Origin of the sequence: Pseudomonas sp. 86_A (assembly GCF_017491705.1) — a bacterium.
GTDB lineage: Bacteria > Pseudomonadota > Gammaproteobacteria > Pseudomonadales > Pseudomonadaceae > Aquipseudomonas > Aquipseudomonas koreensis.
Genome location: NZ_JAFGYS010000006.1, coordinates 198,965 through 217,582, shown reverse-complemented (window position 1 = coordinate 217,582; position 18,618 = coordinate 198,965). Strand labels below are relative to the sequence as shown.

General features: G+C 59.3%; 15 protein-coding genes. 14 read left to right on the top strand and 1 reads right to left on the bottom strand.

From position 1 onward, the window contains the following. Positions 1-6 precede the first annotated feature (6 nt). From J5M57_RS11450 to J5M57_RS11405, 10 genes are all read left to right on the top strand, one after another. Positions 7-885 carry a phospholipase gene (locus tag J5M57_RS11450; protein ID WP_207848489.1) on the top strand — a complete coding sequence of 293 codons (879 nt, stop codon included), beginning with the start codon at positions 7-9 and terminating at the stop codon, positions 883-885. A 69-nt stretch (positions 886-954) separates the two neighbouring features. Next, positions 955-1,860 carry an AraC family transcriptional regulator gene (locus J5M57_RS11445; protein ID WP_064587639.1) on the top strand — a complete coding sequence of 302 codons (906 nt, stop codon included), beginning with the start codon at positions 955-957 and terminating at the stop codon, positions 1,858-1,860. Between the two features lie 332 nt (positions 1,861-2,192). Further along, entirely contained in the window at positions 2,193-3,503 is a 1,311-nt protein-coding gene (locus J5M57_RS11440; RefSeq protein WP_207848490.1) for a sugar ABC transporter substrate-binding protein, read from the top strand. Between the two features lie 186 nt (positions 3,504-3,689). Beyond that, entirely contained in the window at positions 3,690-4,616 is a 927-nt protein-coding gene (locus J5M57_RS11435; RefSeq protein ID WP_169841641.1) for a sugar ABC transporter permease, read from the top strand. Positions 4,617-4,624: 8 nt separating this feature from the next. Continuing rightward, the gene (locus J5M57_RS11430) at positions 4,625-5,455 is read left to right on the top strand and encodes a carbohydrate ABC transporter permease (protein ID WP_003225143.1); all 831 of its coding nucleotides are present in this window, start codon (positions 4,625-4,627) and stop codon (positions 5,453-5,455) included. Positions 5,456-5,621: 166 nt separating this feature from the next. Then, complete coding sequence (ugpC, locus tag J5M57_RS11425) at positions 5,622-6,725, top strand: sn-glycerol-3-phosphate ABC transporter ATP-binding protein UgpC (protein WP_064587643.1); 1,104 nt, start codon at positions 5,622-5,624, stop codon at positions 6,723-6,725. A 17-nt stretch (positions 6,726-6,742) separates the two neighbouring features. Beyond that, positions 6,743-8,215, top strand: a complete 1,473-nt coding sequence (locus J5M57_RS11420) for a mannitol dehydrogenase family protein (protein WP_207848491.1) — start codon at positions 6,743-6,745, stop codon at positions 8,213-8,215. Between the two features lie 135 nt (positions 8,216-8,350). Then, complete coding sequence (gene xylB, locus J5M57_RS11415) at positions 8,351-9,847, top strand: xylulokinase (RefSeq protein WP_207848492.1); 1,497 nt, start codon at positions 8,351-8,353, stop codon at positions 9,845-9,847. Between the two features lie 13 nt (positions 9,848-9,860). After that, entirely contained in the window at positions 9,861-10,799 is a 939-nt protein-coding gene (locus J5M57_RS11410; RefSeq protein ID WP_207848493.1) for a carbohydrate kinase, read from the top strand. Positions 10,800-10,840: 41 nt separating this feature from the next. Beyond that, positions 10,841-11,461, top strand: a complete 621-nt coding sequence (locus J5M57_RS11405) for a hypothetical protein (RefSeq protein WP_207848494.1) — start codon at positions 10,841-10,843, stop codon at positions 11,459-11,461. A 142-nt stretch (positions 11,462-11,603) separates the two neighbouring features. On the opposite strand, the gene J5M57_RS11400 is transcribed toward J5M57_RS11405, so the two are convergent. Next, positions 11,604-12,905, bottom strand: a complete 1,302-nt coding sequence (locus J5M57_RS11400) for an OprD family porin (RefSeq protein ID WP_207848495.1) — start codon at positions 12,903-12,905, stop codon at positions 11,604-11,606. 374 nt (positions 12,906-13,279) lie between these two features. Between J5M57_RS11400 and J5M57_RS11395 the strand changes: the two genes are divergently transcribed. The 4 genes from J5M57_RS11395 (at position 13,280) to J5M57_RS11380 (ending at position 18,615) form a co-directional block, all read left to right on the top strand. Further along, positions 13,280-15,373: a type VI secretion system tip protein VgrG gene (locus J5M57_RS11395; protein ID WP_207848496.1), complete on the top strand. Its 2,094-nt coding sequence runs from the start codon at positions 13,280-13,282 to the stop codon at positions 15,371-15,373. After that, positions 15,319-16,212 carry a DUF4123 domain-containing protein gene (locus tag J5M57_RS11390; protein ID WP_207848497.1) on the top strand — a complete coding sequence of 298 codons (894 nt, stop codon included), beginning with the start codon at positions 15,319-15,321 and terminating at the stop codon, positions 16,210-16,212. Before J5M57_RS11395 ends, J5M57_RS11390 begins: the two co-directional genes overlap by 55 nt. Positions 16,213-16,303: 91 nt before the next feature. After that, positions 16,304-16,795: a DUF3304 domain-containing protein gene (locus tag J5M57_RS11385; protein WP_243435154.1), complete on the top strand. Its 492-nt coding sequence runs from the start codon at positions 16,304-16,306 to the stop codon at positions 16,793-16,795. Continuing rightward, positions 16,792-18,615, top strand: coding sequence for a DUF2235 domain-containing protein (locus J5M57_RS11380; protein ID WP_207848498.1), 1,824 nt, complete (start codon positions 16,792-16,794; stop codon positions 18,613-18,615). Before J5M57_RS11385 ends, J5M57_RS11380 begins: the two co-directional genes overlap by 4 nt. Positions 18,616-18,618 lie beyond the last annotated feature (3 nt).

The window sequence follows — 18,618 nt, the reverse complement described above, 5'->3', positions numbered from 1 at the left end:
GTCACGATGAGCAGCATTGCAGCAGCATTCAACACGCGTAAATGGATGAGTCATGTACTGGATATCGAACAGCTCAAGTTGACCGATATCGTCTGGCCCGGCAGCCATAACAGCGGCATGGACAAAAAGGCGCCCAATCACAAACTGGTGCCGGGCAACTGGATCACCTGCCAGAACGATTCATTTGCCTGGCAACTGGACAAGGGCGCCCGGGCATTCGACCTGCGCCTGGGCTACACCACAGAGTCGGGACGGCCGACCTTTTATTTTCACCACAACGGCTATGAGTCGCACCGGCACCTCGACGAACTGGTCGAGGCGCTGGCGGCATTCCTTGAGCAGAACGCCGACGAATTCGTGGTGCTGGATTTCCACCAGCTCGGCGATGGCGACAAACCGTTCGATCACCAACAGCTGAACGACTTCTTGCTGCGGCGCCTCGGTTCGCAGCTGATTCCGTTCGCCGACGCGGTGTGCACGGTGGGTGAGCTCAAGCGTGCCAGCAGCAGACGCCGGATCGTGCTGGCCGCACCACATTCGCGAGGTCTCGACGACCAGTATTTCTGGCCATACATCCCGCACAAATGGACCCGTCAGGTGTTCACCGACACGGCCACGCTGGAACGGCACATCGAGACCACCCTGCGAGACGCGCCCTACGAAACCTTCCTCTGGTCATTGCCCGTCACCTGCTATTCGCTGCTGGGCGGCCCGGCGGACATCAAGCACAAGATCAATGACTGGTTCCATACCACCCGGGACTGGGTAACCCGTTGCAGCATCATCAGCACCGATTTCTTCGACCAGTCAGACATCGTTCGATATTGCTGGGTCGCCAACAGCATGAAAGCCGTGTACGGGCGGTCGCTGCACGAATCCGGCTGAACCGGGGCTGGCACAGCAGGCGCAGAAAGGGGCATGATCGACGAGCGATAACAAGAAAAGTGCCCCGACATGACCCGAACTGCCCGTGTGACCGACCCTTCCTACGAGTTGATGGATGACCATGACGGGTTGTCCATCATCTACCGCCAGCACGGTTTCCCCTGCCCGCTGGTGCGCTGGCACTTTCACAAGGAATACGAGCTGCACCTGATCGTCGCCAGCTCCGGCAAGGTGTTCATCGGCGACTACATCGGCAACTTCTACCCGCAAACGCTGTTTCTCACCGGCCCCAATCTGCCGCACAACTGGATCAGCCAGGTGGCCGAGGACGAGGTGGTGGAAAAGCGCGACATGCTGGTCAATTTCACCGACGAACTGTTCGACAGCGGGCATCAGGTGTTCGCCGAACTCAAGACCCTGGCCCCCCTGCTGGAGCGCGCGCAGTACGGCATCGAGTTTCGTGACAAGGATACGATCCGTCAGGCCATGACGCTGATGCAGCGAATTGCCGACACTCGCGGCATCACCCGCCTCGGGCACTTTTTCATCCTGATGGAACTGCTGGCGGCGACGGACGACTATCAGTTGCTGTCCGGCGCCACCAACACGCAACTGGCCGACGAGCACAACATTGACCGTACCAACCGCGCCGTCGATTTCATCTTCGACCATTACGCGCGGGAGCTGACGTTGGAAGAAGTCGCCGAGCACCTGGGCATGAAACCGACCTATTTCAGCCGCGTGTTCAAACAGGCCACCGGGCGCAACTTCATCGAGTTCGTCAATCGCCTGCGCATCAGCAAATCCTGCGAACTGCTGGCCGACGGCGACAAACCGGTGACCGAGGTGTGTTTCGAGTCAGGGTTCAACAACATCTCCAATTTCAACCGGCGCTTCCAGCAGCTCAAGGGCATGACGCCGTCACACTATCGCCGCCTCGCCGTTCAACGCCTGACCGAACAAAACCACGGCTGACACCCCCGCCCCCCTGTAGGAGTGAGCCTGCTCGCGATAGCGGTATGTCATTCACCGCTGCCTGTTCTGACATACCGCTATCGCAAGCAGGTTTACTCCTACAGTCTTGTATGAAACCTGTACTGATTCGATATCCCCGCCCCGCTGAAAAGCCCTTCCCTGCGTTTACACCCACAAACCCCAGTGCAAAAAAGTATTGATTTGAGTGCGACGGATGATTTGTCAGCCTGTCGATTGAGGGCTGTAATCAGCACACATTCTTCCTGCACAGGAAGACACAAAAACAATAACTGTCCTTCTGCTTCTCAACAGACGCAGAAAAGGAGTGCACGATGCAACCCACTGCAAAAGCTCTGCTTGCCCTCACCTGCATGACCCTCAGCAGCGTCAGCCTTGGCGCCCAGACCCTGACCATCGCCACCGTCAACAACAGCGACATGATTCGCATGCAAAAGCTCTCGAAAACCTTCGAGACCGAGCATCCGGACATCAAGCTCAACTGGGTGGTGCTGGAGGAAAACGTCCTGCGCCAGCGCCTGACCACCGACATCGCCACCCAGGGTGGCCAGTTCGACGTGTTGACCATCGGCATGTACGAAGCGGCGCTCTGGGGCGCCAAGGGCTGGCTGGAACCGATGAAGGATCTGCCGGCCAGTTATGCCCTCGACGACGTGTTCCCGTCAGTGCGCGAAGGCCTGTCGGTCAAGGGCTCGCTGTACGCCTTGCCGTTCTACGCCGAGAGCTCGATCACCTACTACCGCACCGACCTGTTCAAGGATGCCGGGCTGACCATGCCCGAGCGCCCGACCTGGGAACAGATCGCCGGCTTCGCCGAGAAACTCACCAACAAGGATAAAGAGCAGTACGGCATCTGCCTGCGCGGCAAGGCCGGCTGGGGCGAGAACATGGCGCTGATCACCACCGTCGCCAACGCCTATGGCGCGCGCTGGTTCGATGAGAAATGGCAGCCGGAATTCACCGGACCGGAATGGAAGAACGCCCTGAACTTCTACGTCGACACCATGAAGAAATCCGGCCCGCCGGGCGCCTCCAGCAACGGTTTCAATGAGAACCTGGCGCTGTTCAACAGCGGCAAGTGCGCGATCTGGGTCGACGCCAGCGTCGCCGGCTCGTTCGTCACTGACAAGGCCCAGAGCAAGGTCGCCGATCACGTCGGCTTTACCTTCGCCCCGCATCAGGTCACCGACAAGGGTTCGGCGTGGCTCTACTCCTGGGCCCTGGCGATTCCGACCAGCTCCAAGGCCAAGGATGCAGCCAAAGCCTTCAGCGCCTGGGCCACCTCCAAGGAATACGGCGAACTGGTGGCCAAGACCGACGGCATCGCCAACGTACCACCGGGCACCCGCGCCTCGACCTACAGCGATGCGTACATGAGCGCGGCGCCGTTCGCCAAGGTCACGCTGGAATCGCTGAAAGCGGCGGACCCAAGCAAACCGACGTTGAAACCGGTGCCTTACATCGGCATTCAACTGGTGACCATTCCTGAGTTCCAGGGCGTGGGAACCCAGGTCGGCAAGCTGTTCTCGGCGGCGCTGATCGGCCAGACCACGGTGGATCAAGCCCTGGCTGCCGCGCAGCAAACCACCGAACGCGAGATGAAGCGCGCCGGTTATCCCAAGTAACCGCCACCGCGTCCAATTGTGGCGAGGGAGCTTGCTCCCGCTGGGCTGCGAAGCGGCCCCAAACACTGCCAACGCGATACATCCGTCACACCGCGTTTGCCGGGTTTACGACTGCTGCGCAGTCGAGCGGGAGCAAGCTCCCTCGCCACAGAGAACTCGCTTTATCTCAAGTAAGTGACCACCACCATGAATACTTCAACTGCCAAAGCCCACCTCGACCTGTCGCAACCTGCGCGCAAGGTCCGCGTACGCAATCCCGGCTGGTTTCTGGTCAGCCCTTCGGTGGCCCTGTTGCTGCTGTGGATGATCGTGCCGCTGGGCATGACCCTTTACTTTTCGATGATTCGTTACAACCTGCTCGACCCGGGGGTGAACGAATTCGTCGGGCTGGAGAACTTCACATATTTTCTGACCGACTCGGGCTTCCTGCCCGGCGCCACCAACACCCTGTTGCTGGTGGGCAGCGTGCTGCTGATCAGTGTGGTGTTCGGTGTGTTGATCAGTGCGTTGCTTGAGGCCAGCGAGTTTCTCGGTCGCGGCATCGTGCGGGTGATGCTGATTTCGCCGTTCTTCATCATGCCCACGGTGGGAGCGTTGATCTGGAAGAACCTGATTTTCCACCCGGTCTCGGGGATCCTCGCCTACGTCTGGCGGCTGTTTGGCGCCGAACCGGTGGACTGGCTGGCGCACTACCCGCTGCTGTCGATCATCATCATTGTTTCGTGGCAGTGGCTGCCCTTCGCGATCCTGATCCTGATGACCGCCATGCAGTCCCTCGACCAGGAACAGAAAGAAGCCGCACGCCTCGACGGTGCAGGCCCGATCGCGATCTTCTGGCACCTGACCCTGCCGCACCTGGCACGACCGATTGCCGTGGTGGTGATGATCGAAACGATCTTCCTGCTGTCGGTGTTCGCCGAGATTTTCACCACCACCAACGGCGGCCCCGGCTACGCCTCGACCAACCTCGCGTACCTGATCTACAACCAGGCGCTGGTGCAGTTCGACGTCGGCATGGCTTCGGCGGGCGGCTTGATTGCCGTGGTCATCGCCAACATCGCCGCGATCATTCTGGTGCGGATGATCGGCAAAAACCTGACTGACAAAGCCTGAGGCCCGCCATGACTCTTCAACAATCCCGCCGGCTGCAAAGCCTGCTGCTCGGCACCCTGGCCTGGGCCATCGCGATCGTGATTTTCTTCCCGATCTTCTGGATGGTGATGACCAGTTTCAAGACCGAAATCGACGCCTTCGCCACGCCGCCGCAGTTCATCTTCACGCCAACCCTGGAGAACTACCTGCACATCAACGAGCGCAGCGACTACTTCAGTTTTGCCTGGAACTCGGTCGTGATCTCGTTCAGCGCGACGGCCCTGTGCCTGCTGATCGCGGTACCCGCCGCTTACTCAATGGCGTTCTACGAAACCCAGCGCACCAAGGGCACTCTGCTGTGGATGCTCTCGACCAAGATGCTGCCACCGGTGGGCGTGCTGATGCCGATCTACTTGCTGGCGAAGAGTTTCGGCCTGCTCGACACGCGCATCGCACTCATCGTGATCTACACCCTGATCAACCTGCCGATCGTGGTCTGGATGATTTACACCTACTTCAAGGACATCCCCAAAGACATCCTCGAAGCCGCCCGCCTCGACGGCGCCACCCTGTGGCAGGAAATGGTTCGCGTGCTGCTGCCGATCGCCAAGGGAGGCCTGGCCTCGACCGTGCTGCTGTCGCTGATCCTGTGCTGGAACGAGGCCTTCTGGTCGCTGAACCTGACCTCGTCGAAAGCCGCACCACTGACGGCGTTGATCGCCTCCTACTCAAGCCCCGAAGGCTTGTTCTGGGCCAAGTTGTCGGCGGTCTCGACCCTGGCCTGTGCGCCGATCCTGATCTTCGGCTGGATCAGCCAGAAACAATTGGTGCGCGGCCTGTCGTTCGGCGCCGTGAAATGAACATCCCGAACCCAACCCCGTCCTCTGTAGGAGTGAGCCTGCTCGCGATAGCGGAGTGTCTTTCAACAAAGATGCCGACTGACACGGCCGCATCGCGAGCAGGCTCACTCCTACAAAAAAGCCTGCAAGGCTCATACACATAACAACAAAGCGGAGGCCCATCCTCATGGCCAACCTGAAAATCAAGAATCTGCAAAAAGGTTTCGAAGGTTTCTCCATCATCAAGGGCATCGATCTTGAGGTGAACGACAAGGAATTCGTGGTCTTCGTCGGCCCTTCCGGCTGTGGTAAATCCACCCTGCTGCGGCTGATCGCCGGGCTGGAAGAAGTCAGCGGCGGGACCATCGAGCTCGATGGCCGCGACATCACCGAAGTCAGCCCGGCCAAGCGCGATCTGGCCATGGTGTTCCAGACCTACGCGCTGTATCCGCACATGACCGTGAAAAAGAACATGTCGTTCGCCCTCGATCTGGCCGGCGTACCCAAGGCTGAAGTCGAGAAGAAAGTCGGCGAAGCGGCGCGGATTCTCGAACTCGGGCCGATGCTGGAGCGCAAGCCGAAACAACTGTCCGGCGGCCAGCGCCAGCGTGTCGCCATCGGCCGGGCGATCGTGCGCAATCCGAAGATTTTCCTGTTCGACGAACCGCTGTCCAACCTCGACGCCGCGCTGCGGGTGCAGATGCGTCTGGAGCTGCTACGCCTGCACAAGGACCTGCAGGCGACCATGATCTACGTGACCCACGATCAGGTCGAAGCAATGACCATGGCCGACAAGGTGGTGGTGCTCAATGGCGGCAAGATCGAGCAGGTCGGCTCGCCGCTGGACCTCTATCACAACCCGGCCAACCTGTTCGTCGCCGGGTTCCTCGGCACGCCGAAAATGGGCTTCCTCAAAGGCAAGATCGCCCGCGTCGACGGCCAGGGCTGCGAAGTCTCGCTGGATGCCGGCACCCGCATCACCCTGCCGTTCAACGCCGCCAACCTGAGCGTCGGCAGCGCCGTGACCCTGGGCATTCGCCCGGAGCATCTGGAACTTGCGCAACCGGGCGACTGCACCCTGCAAGTGACCGCCGATGTCAGCGAACGGTTGGGCAGCGACACCTTCTGCCACGTCACCACCAACGCCGGCGAAGCCCTCACCATGCGCGTGCGTGGTGACCTCGCGAGCCGCTACGGCGAGCAACTGAACCTGCACCTGGACGCCAGCCATTGCCACCTGTTCGACGCCGACGGCGTGGCGCTGACCCGCCCGCTGCGCGCGGCGGCCTGAACTTCGAGACTTGCCCGATGAAACTGAACAAACACAACCTGCACCGCCTCGCCCCCGAGGTGCAACTGCCGGCGTACAGCCTCGGCGATACCCGTCAGGGCATCGCGCACATTGGCGTCGGCGGTTTCCACCGCGCGCATCAGGCGTATTACACCGATGCGCTGATGAACACCGGCCAGGCCCTGGACTGGGCGATTTGCGGCGTCGGCCTGCGCGCTGAAGACCGCCGCGCCCGCGATGACCTCAAGGAGCAGGACTATCTGTTCACCCTGTTCGAACTTGGCGACAGCGACGACACCGAAGTGCGGGTGATCGGCGCGATTCGCGACATGCTGCTGGCCGAAGACGGCGTGCAGGCGTTGATCGACAAACTCGCCGACCCACAGATCCGCATCGTCTCGCTGACCATCACCGAGGGCGGTTACTGCATCGACGACAGCACCGGCGAATTCATGGCGCACTTGCCGCAGATCCAGCACGATCTGGCGCACCCGGGTGCACCGACCACCGTGTTCGGCTTCCTCTGCGCGGCCCTGGAGAAACGCCGTGGCGCAGGCACGCCGGCGTTCACGATCATGTCGTGCGATAACCTGCCGCACAACGGCGCGGTGACCCGCAAGGCGCTGCTGGCCTTCGCCACCCTGCGTAACGCCGGGCTGCGCGACTGGATCGAACAGCACGTCAGTTTCCCCAACGCCATGGTCGACCGCATCACGCCGATGACCAGCACCGCCCACCGTCTGCAACTGGCCGACAAACACGCGGTGGACGACGCCTGGCCGGTGGTCTGCGAGCCGTTCGTGCAGTGGGTGCTGGAAGACAAATTCGTCAACGGTCGGCCAGCCTGGGAACAGGTCGGCGTGCAGTTCACCGACGATGTTTCGCCGTACGAAGAGATGAAGATCAAACTGCTCAACGGCAGCCACTTGGCGCTGACTTATCTGGGTTTTCTGAAGGGCTACCGCTTCGTTCACGAGACCATGAACGACCCGCTGTTCGTGCGTTACATGCGCGCCTACATGGACCTCGACGTCACCCCGCAACTGGCGCCGGTGCCGGGCATCGATCTGTCCGACTACAAAGACACGCTGGTGGCGCGATTTTCCAATCAGGCAATCGCCGATCAACTGGAACGGGTGTGTTCGGACGGCTCGTCGAAGTTTCCCAAGTTCACCATTCCGACGATCAATCGCTTGATTGCCGACGGGCGTGAAACCAAGCGTGCAGCGCTGGTAGTAGCCGCCTGGGCGCTGTACTTGAAGGGCGTGGACGAGAACGGCGACCGCTATTCGATTCCCGATCCGCGCGCGGCGTTCTGTCAGGGGCTGGTGGCCGATGATGCGTTGATCACTCAACGGTTGCTGGCGGTCGAAGAGATCTTCGGCACGGTGATTCCGCGCTCGGCGGAGTTTGTTGCGGCGTTTGAATGGTGCTGCAACAGCTTGCGCGAGGTGGGTGTGACGCGCACGTTGGAGCGGGTCTTGGCTTGAGTGATGCGGTGACTTTACTGCCGCCTTCGCGAGCAGGCTCGCTCCCACAGATGAACGCATTTCAAAATGTGGGAGCGAGCCTGCTCGCGAATGTCGGCCTCACCTTGGCAGACCTGACACCCTAAGGACCTCACTGTGAGCACCCAACAACTCTTCCTCGGCATCGACTGCGGCACCCAGGGCACCAAGGCGATCATCCTCGATGCCGCCAGCGGCCAGGTGCTCGGCCAGGGCGCTGCCACCCACACCATGATCAGCAGCGCCAACGGCCGGCGCGAGCAGGACACCCAGCAGTGGCTGGACGCCTTCGCCCTCGCCACCCGCCGCGCCTTGCTCGCGGCCGAAGTCGACGGCCAGGCGATCCTTGGCGTCGGCGTCTCCGGCCAGCAACACGGCCTGGTACTGCTCGACGATCAGGGCCAGGTGCTGCGCCCGGCCAAGCTGTGGTGCGACACCGAAACCGCTGACGAAAACGACCGTTTGCTCAAACACCTGGGCGGCGAAAAAGGCTCGCTTGAGCGCCTCGGCGTGGTCATCGCGCCGGGCTACACCGTGTCGAAACTGCTGTGGACCAAAGAACAACACCCGCAGGTGTTCTCCCGCGTTGCGCGCATCCTGCTGCCCCACGATTACTTGAATTTCTGGCTCACCGGCCGCGCCTGCAGCGAATACGGCGATGCCTCCGGCACTGGCTATTTCAACGTGCGCAGCCGTCAGTGGGACTTGCAACTGCTGCGCGACATCGACGCCACGGGTCGATTGCAAGCGGCGTTGCCGGAGCTGATCGACGCGCATCAAGCGGTGGGCACACTGCTGCCGGCGATTGCCGAACAACTCGGCCTCAACCCGAATGCGCTGGTCGCCAGCGGCGGTGGCGACAACATGATGGGCGCCATCGGCACCGGCAACATCCAGCCCGGGGCGATCACCATGAGCCTCGGCTCCTCCGGCACGGTGTACGCCTACGCCGAGGCGCCGAAGGTCAGCGCGGATGCGTCGGTTGCGACGTTTTGCTCGTCCAGCGGCGGCTGGCTGCCGCTGATCTGCACCATGAACCTGACCAACGCCACGGGTGCGATCCGCGAGCTGTTCGACCTTGATCTCGAACAGTTCAACGACCTCGTCGCCCAAGCGCCTATTGGCGCCGAAGGCGTGAGCATGTTGCCATTCCTCAACGGTGAGCGCGTCCCCGCCCTGCCCCATGCCTCCGGCAGCCTGCACGGTCTGACCCTGAGCAACCTAACCCAGGCCAACCTGTGTCGCGCCGTCGTCGAAGGCACCACGTTTGGTTTGCGTTATGGACTGGATCTGTTGCGCCACAATGGTTTACAAAGCCGCAGCATTTGCCTGATCGGCGGCGGCTCGAAAAGCGCGGTGTGGCGACAGATCGTGGCCGACATCATGAACACCCCGGTGATCTGCACCGAGCAAAGCGAAGCCGCAGCACTCGGCGCAGCGATTCAGGCGGCGTGGTGCAAATCCTGGTCGAACGGCCACGAAGACACCCTTTCGACCCTGTGCGAACGCTGCGTGAAGCTTGACCTGAGCAGTGAAACCCTGCCGATCGCCGCCAATGTTGCGGCGTTCCAGCAGGCCTATGAACGCTATCAACAGCATGTCGCAACCCTTTAAAGAGCAAACAATTATGTATTTGGTGTGTGGCGAAGCCCTGTTTGATTTCTTCAGCGAAGACGATGCCAGCGGTCTGGTCTCGAAAGTGAATTTCAAGGCGATTGCCGGCGGCTCGCCGTTCAACGTCGCGGTCGGCTTGCGCCGTTTGGGTGTGGACTCGGCGCTGTTTGCCGGGCTGTCCACGGACTACCTGGGCCGGCGTTTGCAGCAAGTGCTGCGCGAAGAAGGTGTGCGCCCGGACTATCTGCTGGACTTCGCCGCGCCGACCACGCTGGCAATGGTGGCGGTCGGCACCAATGGCTCGCCGCATTACAGCTTTCGCGGCGAGGGCTGCGCTGATCGCCAGTTGAGCGTGGCGCATCTGCCGCCGCTCGGCGCTGACGTCCGTGGCCTGCACATCGGCTCGTTCTCGCTGGTGGTGCAGCCGATTGCCGACACCCTGCTGACCCTGGTGCAGCGCGAAAGCGGCAAGCGCCTGATCACCCTCGACCCCAACGTGCGCCTCAACCCCGAGCCGAACATCGATCTGTGGCGCGAGCGCGTGGCGACGCTGGTACGGCTGGCCGACATGATCAAGGTCAGCGACGAAGACCTGAGCCTGCTGTATCCCGAGCAGGATCCACAACGCGTCATCGAAGGCTGGCTGCAGCATCGCTGCCAATTGGTGTTCCTGACCCGTGGCGGCGACGGCGCCACCGTATTCAGCCGCGCCCATGGTTCATGGTCGGTACCGGCCTGTTCAGTGGAGATCGCCGATACCGTCGGTGCCGGCGATACCTTTCAGGCCGCACTGATCACTTGGCTGACCGAACAGGGTCTGGACTCGGTGGAGGGTGTGCAACAACTCAACCGCGAGCAGATCGACACGATGCTCAGGTTTGCCGTACAGGCGGCCGCCCTGACGTGCAGCAAGACCGGTCCGGATTTGCCCTATCGTCACCAATTGAGCTGAGCGCGTAGACTGTCGCCCTTTTGCGCGCAGGGGATGACGGTTTGATTTCGGGGCGGACGGCGGGACTTTTGATACTGGCGGGATTACTTAGCGGCTGCGGCACCTCGCCGCCGCGTTCACCTGAAGACCTGTGCGCCATCTTCCGCGAGAAGAGCGATTGGTACGACGCAGCGCAAGTCACGCAAAAGCGCTGGGGCGTACCGATCCAGGTGCCCTTCGCGATCATGTATCAGGAGTCCGGCTACCGCTACGACGCCAAGACCCCGCGCAAATACTTGTTGTGGGTGATCCCGTGGGGCCGGGTCACCACAGCATCGGGCTACGCTCAGGCCAAGGATGAAGTCTGGTCCGACTACCAGAAAAGCACCGGCCGACACGGCGCCGATCGCGAAGACTTCGACGACGCCATCGACTTCGTCGGCTGGTACATGGACAAGACCACCTCGATCAACGGCGTGTACAAGTACGACGCCTACAACCAATACCTCAACTACCACGAAGGCTGGGGCGGTTTCCGCAACAAGACCTACGCCAGTAAAGCGTGGCTGATGCCCACCGCACGCAAGGTGCAGGCGCGCTCCGACGTGTATGCACGGCAATATGCCGGGTGCAAGGACGATCTGAATCGCGGCTTCTGGAGCCGGTTCTGGCATTGGTTGTAGGGCTGAGTTTCGGGCCCAATCGCGAGCAGGCTCACTCCTACAAAGGATTTTGGTAGATGCGGATAGCGTGTTCGCCATCGCCCCCCCTGTAGGAGTGAGCCTGCTCGCGATTGCGGTCTCCCCGGCGCCACAGTTCTATGGGTTACAACACCGAAAAGTTGTAACTCACTATCACCCGCGTCTCATCCACATCCCGCGCAAACTTTTCATAGTTAGTGCGGTAAGTCGCATTGCGCAGACGCAGACTCACATCCTTGAACGTGCCCGTCTGGATCACGTACTTCAACTCGCTGTCGCGTTCCCACTCTTTGCCTTCCTGATCGTTGCCCGGGACCTTGACGTGGTCACCGTTCACATAACGGGTCAGGAAGCTCAGGCCGTTGATGCCGATGGCCTTGAAGTCATAGTCGTAACGCAACTGCCAGGAACGCTCCTGCGCGGCGGCGAAGTCGTTGACCTGCACGTAGTTGACTAGATACGGATTGCTGCCATCGAGGTACGGCATCGAGTTGTCGCCGTTCATGCGCTGCCAGCCGGCACTGAACGTGTGGCCGCTGATGCCGTACGAAAGCATGCCGCTCAAGGCGCGGTTGTCGATGGAACCGGCCCGCTCCGCACCGCTGTCGGCACTCTTGATCACGCGCAGATCGGCCTTCAGCACGCCGTCGCCCAACGGCTGATTGCCGAGCAAACCAATGAAGTGCTGACGGTAGATGTCTTCCAGTTCCGCGTAGTGATACTGCGCGGTCAGGCGATCGTTGATCTTGTAGTCGAAGCCGTACATGTCGAAATGATCGGCGGTGGTGTTGCAGGCGTAGCGCTTGTTCTTGCAGTGCACGCGGATGTCTTGCGAGTCGGTGGAATCCCGTGCGGTGTACTTGTCCAGACGCGCGGCCATGAAGGTCAGATCCTTCACTTCTTTAGAGGTCAGCATCGCACCGTTGAACATCGTCGGCAGCAGACGACCGTCGTTGTACTTGAGCAGCGGCAGATCCGGCAGCAGCGCGCCGTACTTCAACACCGTGTCCGAAACCTTGACCTTGGCGGTGAGGCCCATTTTTGCGTACTGGCCCTTCGAGCCGCGCGGGTTCTCGCCGCTGGACGGCAGCAAGCCGCTGTTGCTGCGATCAGGGCTGGAATCGAGCTGCAAGCCGAGCATGCCCAGCGCATCGATACCAAAGCCGACCGTGCCCTCGGTGTAGCCCGATTGCAGGTTGAGAATAAAGCCCTGCGCCGACTCTTCACGCTTGGAAGCGCCTTGGTCGCTGGAGGTGTGCCCATCACGGAAATCGCGGTTGAAATACACCGTGCGCGATTCGATTTTCGCCGTGGTGTCGTCGAGAAAACCGCTGGCCTGAACCTGTGCGGCAAAACCGGCGCACAGCACGACGGCTCCGACGCCAAACGACTGGCGCGGGGTGAGGAGGGGAAATGGGGGACGCATGAAAAACTCCAACAGTGCAGCGTTTGCGCCGGGGCGCAGTTAGCCAGAAAAATAGCTCCCGTCCCGGGTCAAAAACAGCCGGGAAGAAGTGGACACGCAGGGGTGAAGAGCAATGATGGCAGATGGCTTTGACAGGCTGAAGGCGACTTTAGTCTGAAACTGACCGGCTATTCTTCAGCCTGCGACGGGCTCAAACCGCGCGTCGACCAGTGGCTCACGACCGCGAAATCCCCGGTTTCATTGGGTATAAACGTCGTCCTAGGGGTTTTCCCTATACCCTGCGGACCCCGTCCCTACGGCATTTGCGCCTTGAACGAGGCGATTTAATCCTCCATCATCCGTCACCTGCTTATTCAATGGACGGAATTCAAGGCATGCTGGACGCCAACGCTACCCACATTACCCTTACCCTCGAAGGCGCCTCCGCCGACCTGCAAGTGCTCAGCTTCACCGGTCGCGAAGCCCTCAACGAGCCTTTCCGTTTCGATCTCGAACTGGTCAGCGCCCGCCCCGACCTCAAACTCGAAGAGCTGCTGCACAAGCCCGGCGTCCTGACCTTCGGCGCCACCGGAGAAGGCCAGATCCACGGCCTGGTGTACCGCATCGAGCAAGGCGATTCCGGCAAGACCCTGACCCGTTACAGCCTCAGCCTGGTGCCGCAACTGGCCTATCTGCGGCACAACCACGACCAGCAGATTTTCCAGAATCTCAGCGTGCCGAAGATCATCGCCCAGGTGCTGGAAGATCGCGGCATTCTGGCCGACGCCTACAGCTTCCAGCTCAACGCGGAGTACCCGCAGCGCGACTACTGCGTGCAGTACGACGAGTCCGACCTGCATTTCATCCAGCGTCTGTGCGAAGAGGAAGGCATTCACTTCCACTTCCAGCACAGCAGCAGCGGGCACAAACTGGTGTTCGGCGACGATCAGACGGTGTTCCGCAAACTCAAGGCCGTGAGCTACCAGCAAGACTCCGGCATGAGCGCCGACAAACCGGTGATCAAGCGCTTCAACCTGCGCCTGGAAACCCGCACCACCCGCGTCAGCCGCCGCGACTACGACTTCGAAAAACCGAAGATCCTCCCCGAAGGCGCGGTCAAATCCGAGTTCGCCCCGGATCTTGAGGACTATGACTACCCCGGCCGCTTCACCACCCGCGAGCGCGGCAAATTCCTCTCGACCCGCGCCCTGGAACGTCATCGCAGCGACTACAAACTCGCCGAAGGCAAAGGTGACGAACCGACCCTGACCAGCGGCCACTTCCTGACCCTGGCCGAACACCCGCGCGGCGAATGGAACGACTTGTGGCTGCTGCTGGAAGTCTTCCACGAAGGCAAACAACCGCAGGTGCTCGGTGAAAACGTCACCAGCGACGTCACCGACAACAAAAGCGATTTCCACCAGGGCTACCGCAACAGCTTCCTCGCCACCCCGTGGGACGCGCACTACCGCCCTGCCCTCGAACACCCGAAACCCAAAGTCCTCGGCAGCCAGACCGCGGTCGTCACCGGCCCGGCCGGCGAAGAAATCCACTGCGACCAGTACGGCCGCATCAAAGTCCAGTTCCACTGGGACCGCGACGGCCAGTCCGACGACAAAACCACCTGCTGGTTGCGCGTCGCCAGCGGCTGGGCCGGCGCCGCCTACGGCGGCATCGCCATCCCGCGCATCGGCATGGAAGTCCTCGTCACCTTCCTCGAAGGCGACCCCGACCAGCCACTCGTCACCGGCTGCCTGTACCACAAGGAAAACGTCGTCCCCTACGACCTTCCGGCAAACAAAACCCGCAGCACCTTCAAGACCCTCAGTTCACCGGGCGGCAAGGGTTATAACGAGTTTCGTATCGAAGACAAAAAAGGCGCGGAGCAGATCTACATTCACGCCCAGCGCGATTGGGATGAAAACATCGAGCACGACCAGAAAATCCGCGTGGGGAATGAGCGGCATGACACGGTTGAGGCCAACACCCTGAGCGAATTCAAGGTCGAGGAACACCGGATTACCCATCTGGATCGCATCAGCGAGATGCGCGCAGATGATCACCTGACGGTGGGCGTGACGCAGCATGTGAAGGTCGGTACGGCGCAGTTTGTCGAGGCTGGGACCGAGATTCACTATCACGCGGGTGAAAAAGTGGTGATCGAGGGTGGCATGGAGCTGACCGCCAAGGCTGGCGGGAGCTTTGTGAAGGTCGATGCCGGTGGGGTGACCATAAGTGGGGCCGAGGTCAAAGTGAACTCTGGTGGTGGACCGGGCGCCGGTACCGGCATCCAGATCCTCGCTCCGTTCATTCCCGGGCTGGCCGCGATCGATAACGCCGGACGCTTGATGCAAACCCGCATCAATCAAATGATGCAGGCTGAATCATTAGCGACGACGCCTAAGCTCCAAGCGCCCAAAGGCATCTGCGTTGAATGCTTGAAGAAAGCCATGCGAGAAAAACTGGCGCTGCAGTCGGGGGCCAATTGATTACGAAGAGTGATGCCGCGAACGCCTGGAGCGAAGCGCAAAAAAAAGCTCAGTCGCTATTCGCCATCGTTGAAATCGGTCTGCTGGCAGAACCCGCCCGGTTGCAGTTTCTCAGTTCAGACCCGTCACGACGGCCCTTGATGGTGCAACCGGAGTTTGCCGAACTGCGCAACTACGGCCCGTGGCTGGTCGACGTCAGCCACATGGAGTTCGAGGCCTTTTTCGCCCACGAATACTTCACCGGCTGTACCGCCATCGCCAGCTGGATTCGCACCGAGTGTTCCGCCGAAAAGCTCGCCGCTCATCTGAGCGATGCGTTATTGGCAAAAAATGAGGCGGGCGAAGTGCTGATGATCCGCAGTTACGCACCGGAAGTCCTGCCGATGCTGTACGCCCGTGACGATCTTTCGTGGCATGCGTGGCTTTTTGGTCCACTGCAAGAATGGTGGGTGCCCACAGAAGAGGATCAATGGGAGTGTCTGAAAGGACTCAACCTCGAACAACCCGGCAAATACGACCCGATCTTTCTGGATGGCAAGCTGTGGACGGACATGGAGATTGATCCCCTGCCCTACAGCCTCACCACCGAGCTGGAAAAAGAAGCGCCTGAAGTATTCAGCAGCACCTGCCACGGTGCACGGCTGAAACAGGTCAAAGAAGCGTTGGACGCGGGCCGCGAAGAAGGTTTGACCGACCCCGAGGACGTCAGCCTATTTGCCAGCCTGCACCTGATGGATCGCGAATTCCCAGGAAACTGGCCGATGTGGGAAAAGGCCAAAGCGCGAGCGGTTGGAGAGAAGCTGCCGCTTGGGGTGGTGATGAGAGAGTTGTCGGAGTGAGTTGGGTGATGAACCTGCAAATCAGTAACTCTGTTTGTCCCACATTTTTTTGAATATTCAAGATGCATTGCTGGATGAAGGATTTTCGTAAATGACCATGGCCATGAATACCAAGCGGCAAAAAATCTGGCGACGCCGCAATCTTGCCATCGGGATATTCGTATTACTGATGCCATTTATAGGCTCGTATCTTTATAACCAGTTTCGTACACCAGGCGCGATGTTGACGTCTGAAAACTATATGGATCGCCCCATTCTCAGCTTTTGGATAAACGACTTCTGGGGAGGCAATCTTTTTGCAATGGGTGGCGGCGGAGTAATGTGCTGTCAGAGGATCGAGGGTCCTACTGTTAAAGTCACCTGGATTCTGAGCCGTACCGGAGAGCAACTCCGTCAGGGAGTAAAAAAAGAAGAGCATCAGCGAACATTACCTCTTCCTGAGCGCAAGCGAAATGACGTCTATCTTCATGTCCGCTTTCTTCCTGGCAACATCGTGGAACTAAAGTGGAGCCCCAACCTTATCAGTCCATTCGACGAAGTCCCTGATTTGGAAAGCAATACAGTGCAAGGAGGCAGAAAATGAGTGGCACCAATAACCTGGATCGCGCGCAGTCAATAAGTACAAAAGCAAGTGCCTGCGAAGCGGGCCAAAAAAAATCAGTTTTGCCTTGCGAAACAACATTACATTTAAGCTTTTTCTTTGATGGGTTCGGTCGAAATTTAATTAGTGACCTCAAGGAAAACTGCCTGAGCAACGTAGCCCGATTATTCATCGCTCATCCCGATGACAAGAAGAAAAAAACCGAAACGGCTGAAGTAATTAGAAGGTTTTACATATCCGGCTTGGCTACGGAGTTTGACTCCACGCTTGGCGGTGGTGCCGAATTGAGCGGCGCAGGGCTGGATGGCGCCTTGAGCAAAGCTATGGATAGCGCAATCAAATCGCCTGAAGACACAGCAAAGAACAGCCCATTAGACGCTGTCAAAGATGTTCTGACAGGTAAAAAATGGTGGGAAGCCTTACTTAACAACCTCAAGGTCGGCAACATCATTACAGGCGCGATCAAAGCTGCCGCACCAGCAGCGTTTGATATTTTCGCAATTACGCGCGATAACGAAATAACAGCGACTTACCTGAAAACAGGTGTTGACACACGGCTTGAAGCTGCATTTAAAGTTGTTGAAGATACTCTTGAGTCAACAAAAGCCAAGACGGGCGTCCCTGTTAAGCGTGTGGCAATTTCAGTTTTTGGGTTTGATTTCGGCGCAAGCTTGTCCCGTGCATTTATTCATAAGCTGTTTGAAGAGTGCGATCCTGGCACGACCACTCTTAAAGGTGTCAAACTTGAAGTTATTTTTGCCGGCTTGTTCGACTCTGTGGATCGAAGCGGCGAAAGCTCCATCGTCCTGGAATACTTGGTCCCATTCGTAAATACTGTCGATGATGGAGAATGTTTGGCAGGCCCAGTTAAGTCTGCTCTCCACCTCGTGGCTGCACACGAATGTCAAGACTCCCGACGCTCTAGACTGATCGGAACCGGTACCTCGACCCCGAAATGGGAAGAACGGTTGGTACCAGGCACAAGTTATGACGTTGGAGGCGGGTTAAAAAAACGAGAAGTCCCTCATAGCACCGAGCTTCAATTGGTGAGCCTACACGAGATGTACCAAGCTGCTTATCGCGCCGGAGTGCCATTTCTTTCTCTAAATGAACTGCATGAAGCTGACGCGGACGCGGCAGAATATTTTGTTCTCAATGATCATATCAATGGCACCAGCGCTATTGGTGCAAGCAAAAATTACATGAGCAATGCAGGTAACAAGAAAGTCTCCGCTGAAAGCTTTTTGGCTCACCGACGTTTATACATTCAAAGGTTGCGGGGTCTGTGGGAATTGTATCGGGGCCAGCACAAAGCTTACGACGACGAGGAAGAGCGCCTTCAACGCCCCATTCTGGGCAAGCAAGGATCAATCGCCCGTGCGTTTGGGATGAGCAGCGAAAGCGAGGCGCAAGCAGCAAAACGCGATCAAGCGCTCAAGCAAACGCAACAAGGTAAGGCCGCCCTTCGTGCCGAACTCAGCTGGCTTGAAGACGTAGATCGGGAAGCCTGGAGATTGAAAACCAGCTTCCCTTCCGCCCCAGTAAAAGCGCTGTTGGACGAGTGGTTCGCTCCCGTCCCAAAAGGTCTCAGCTTCGACGTGGAAGATCTGCTCGAATTTTACGTAAACGATCAATTCATGATCCAACAGATTCCTAAAGGCACGGGTGCCCCAATACCGAAGTATTTCCGCGTTCGAGAATTTGACATGCCGAGCCTGAATAAAACCAAAGGGATGGCCCCGGATTATTTGGAACAGATGATGCGCAAACCTTCAACGGAGTCGTCAGGAGCATCAACGTAACAC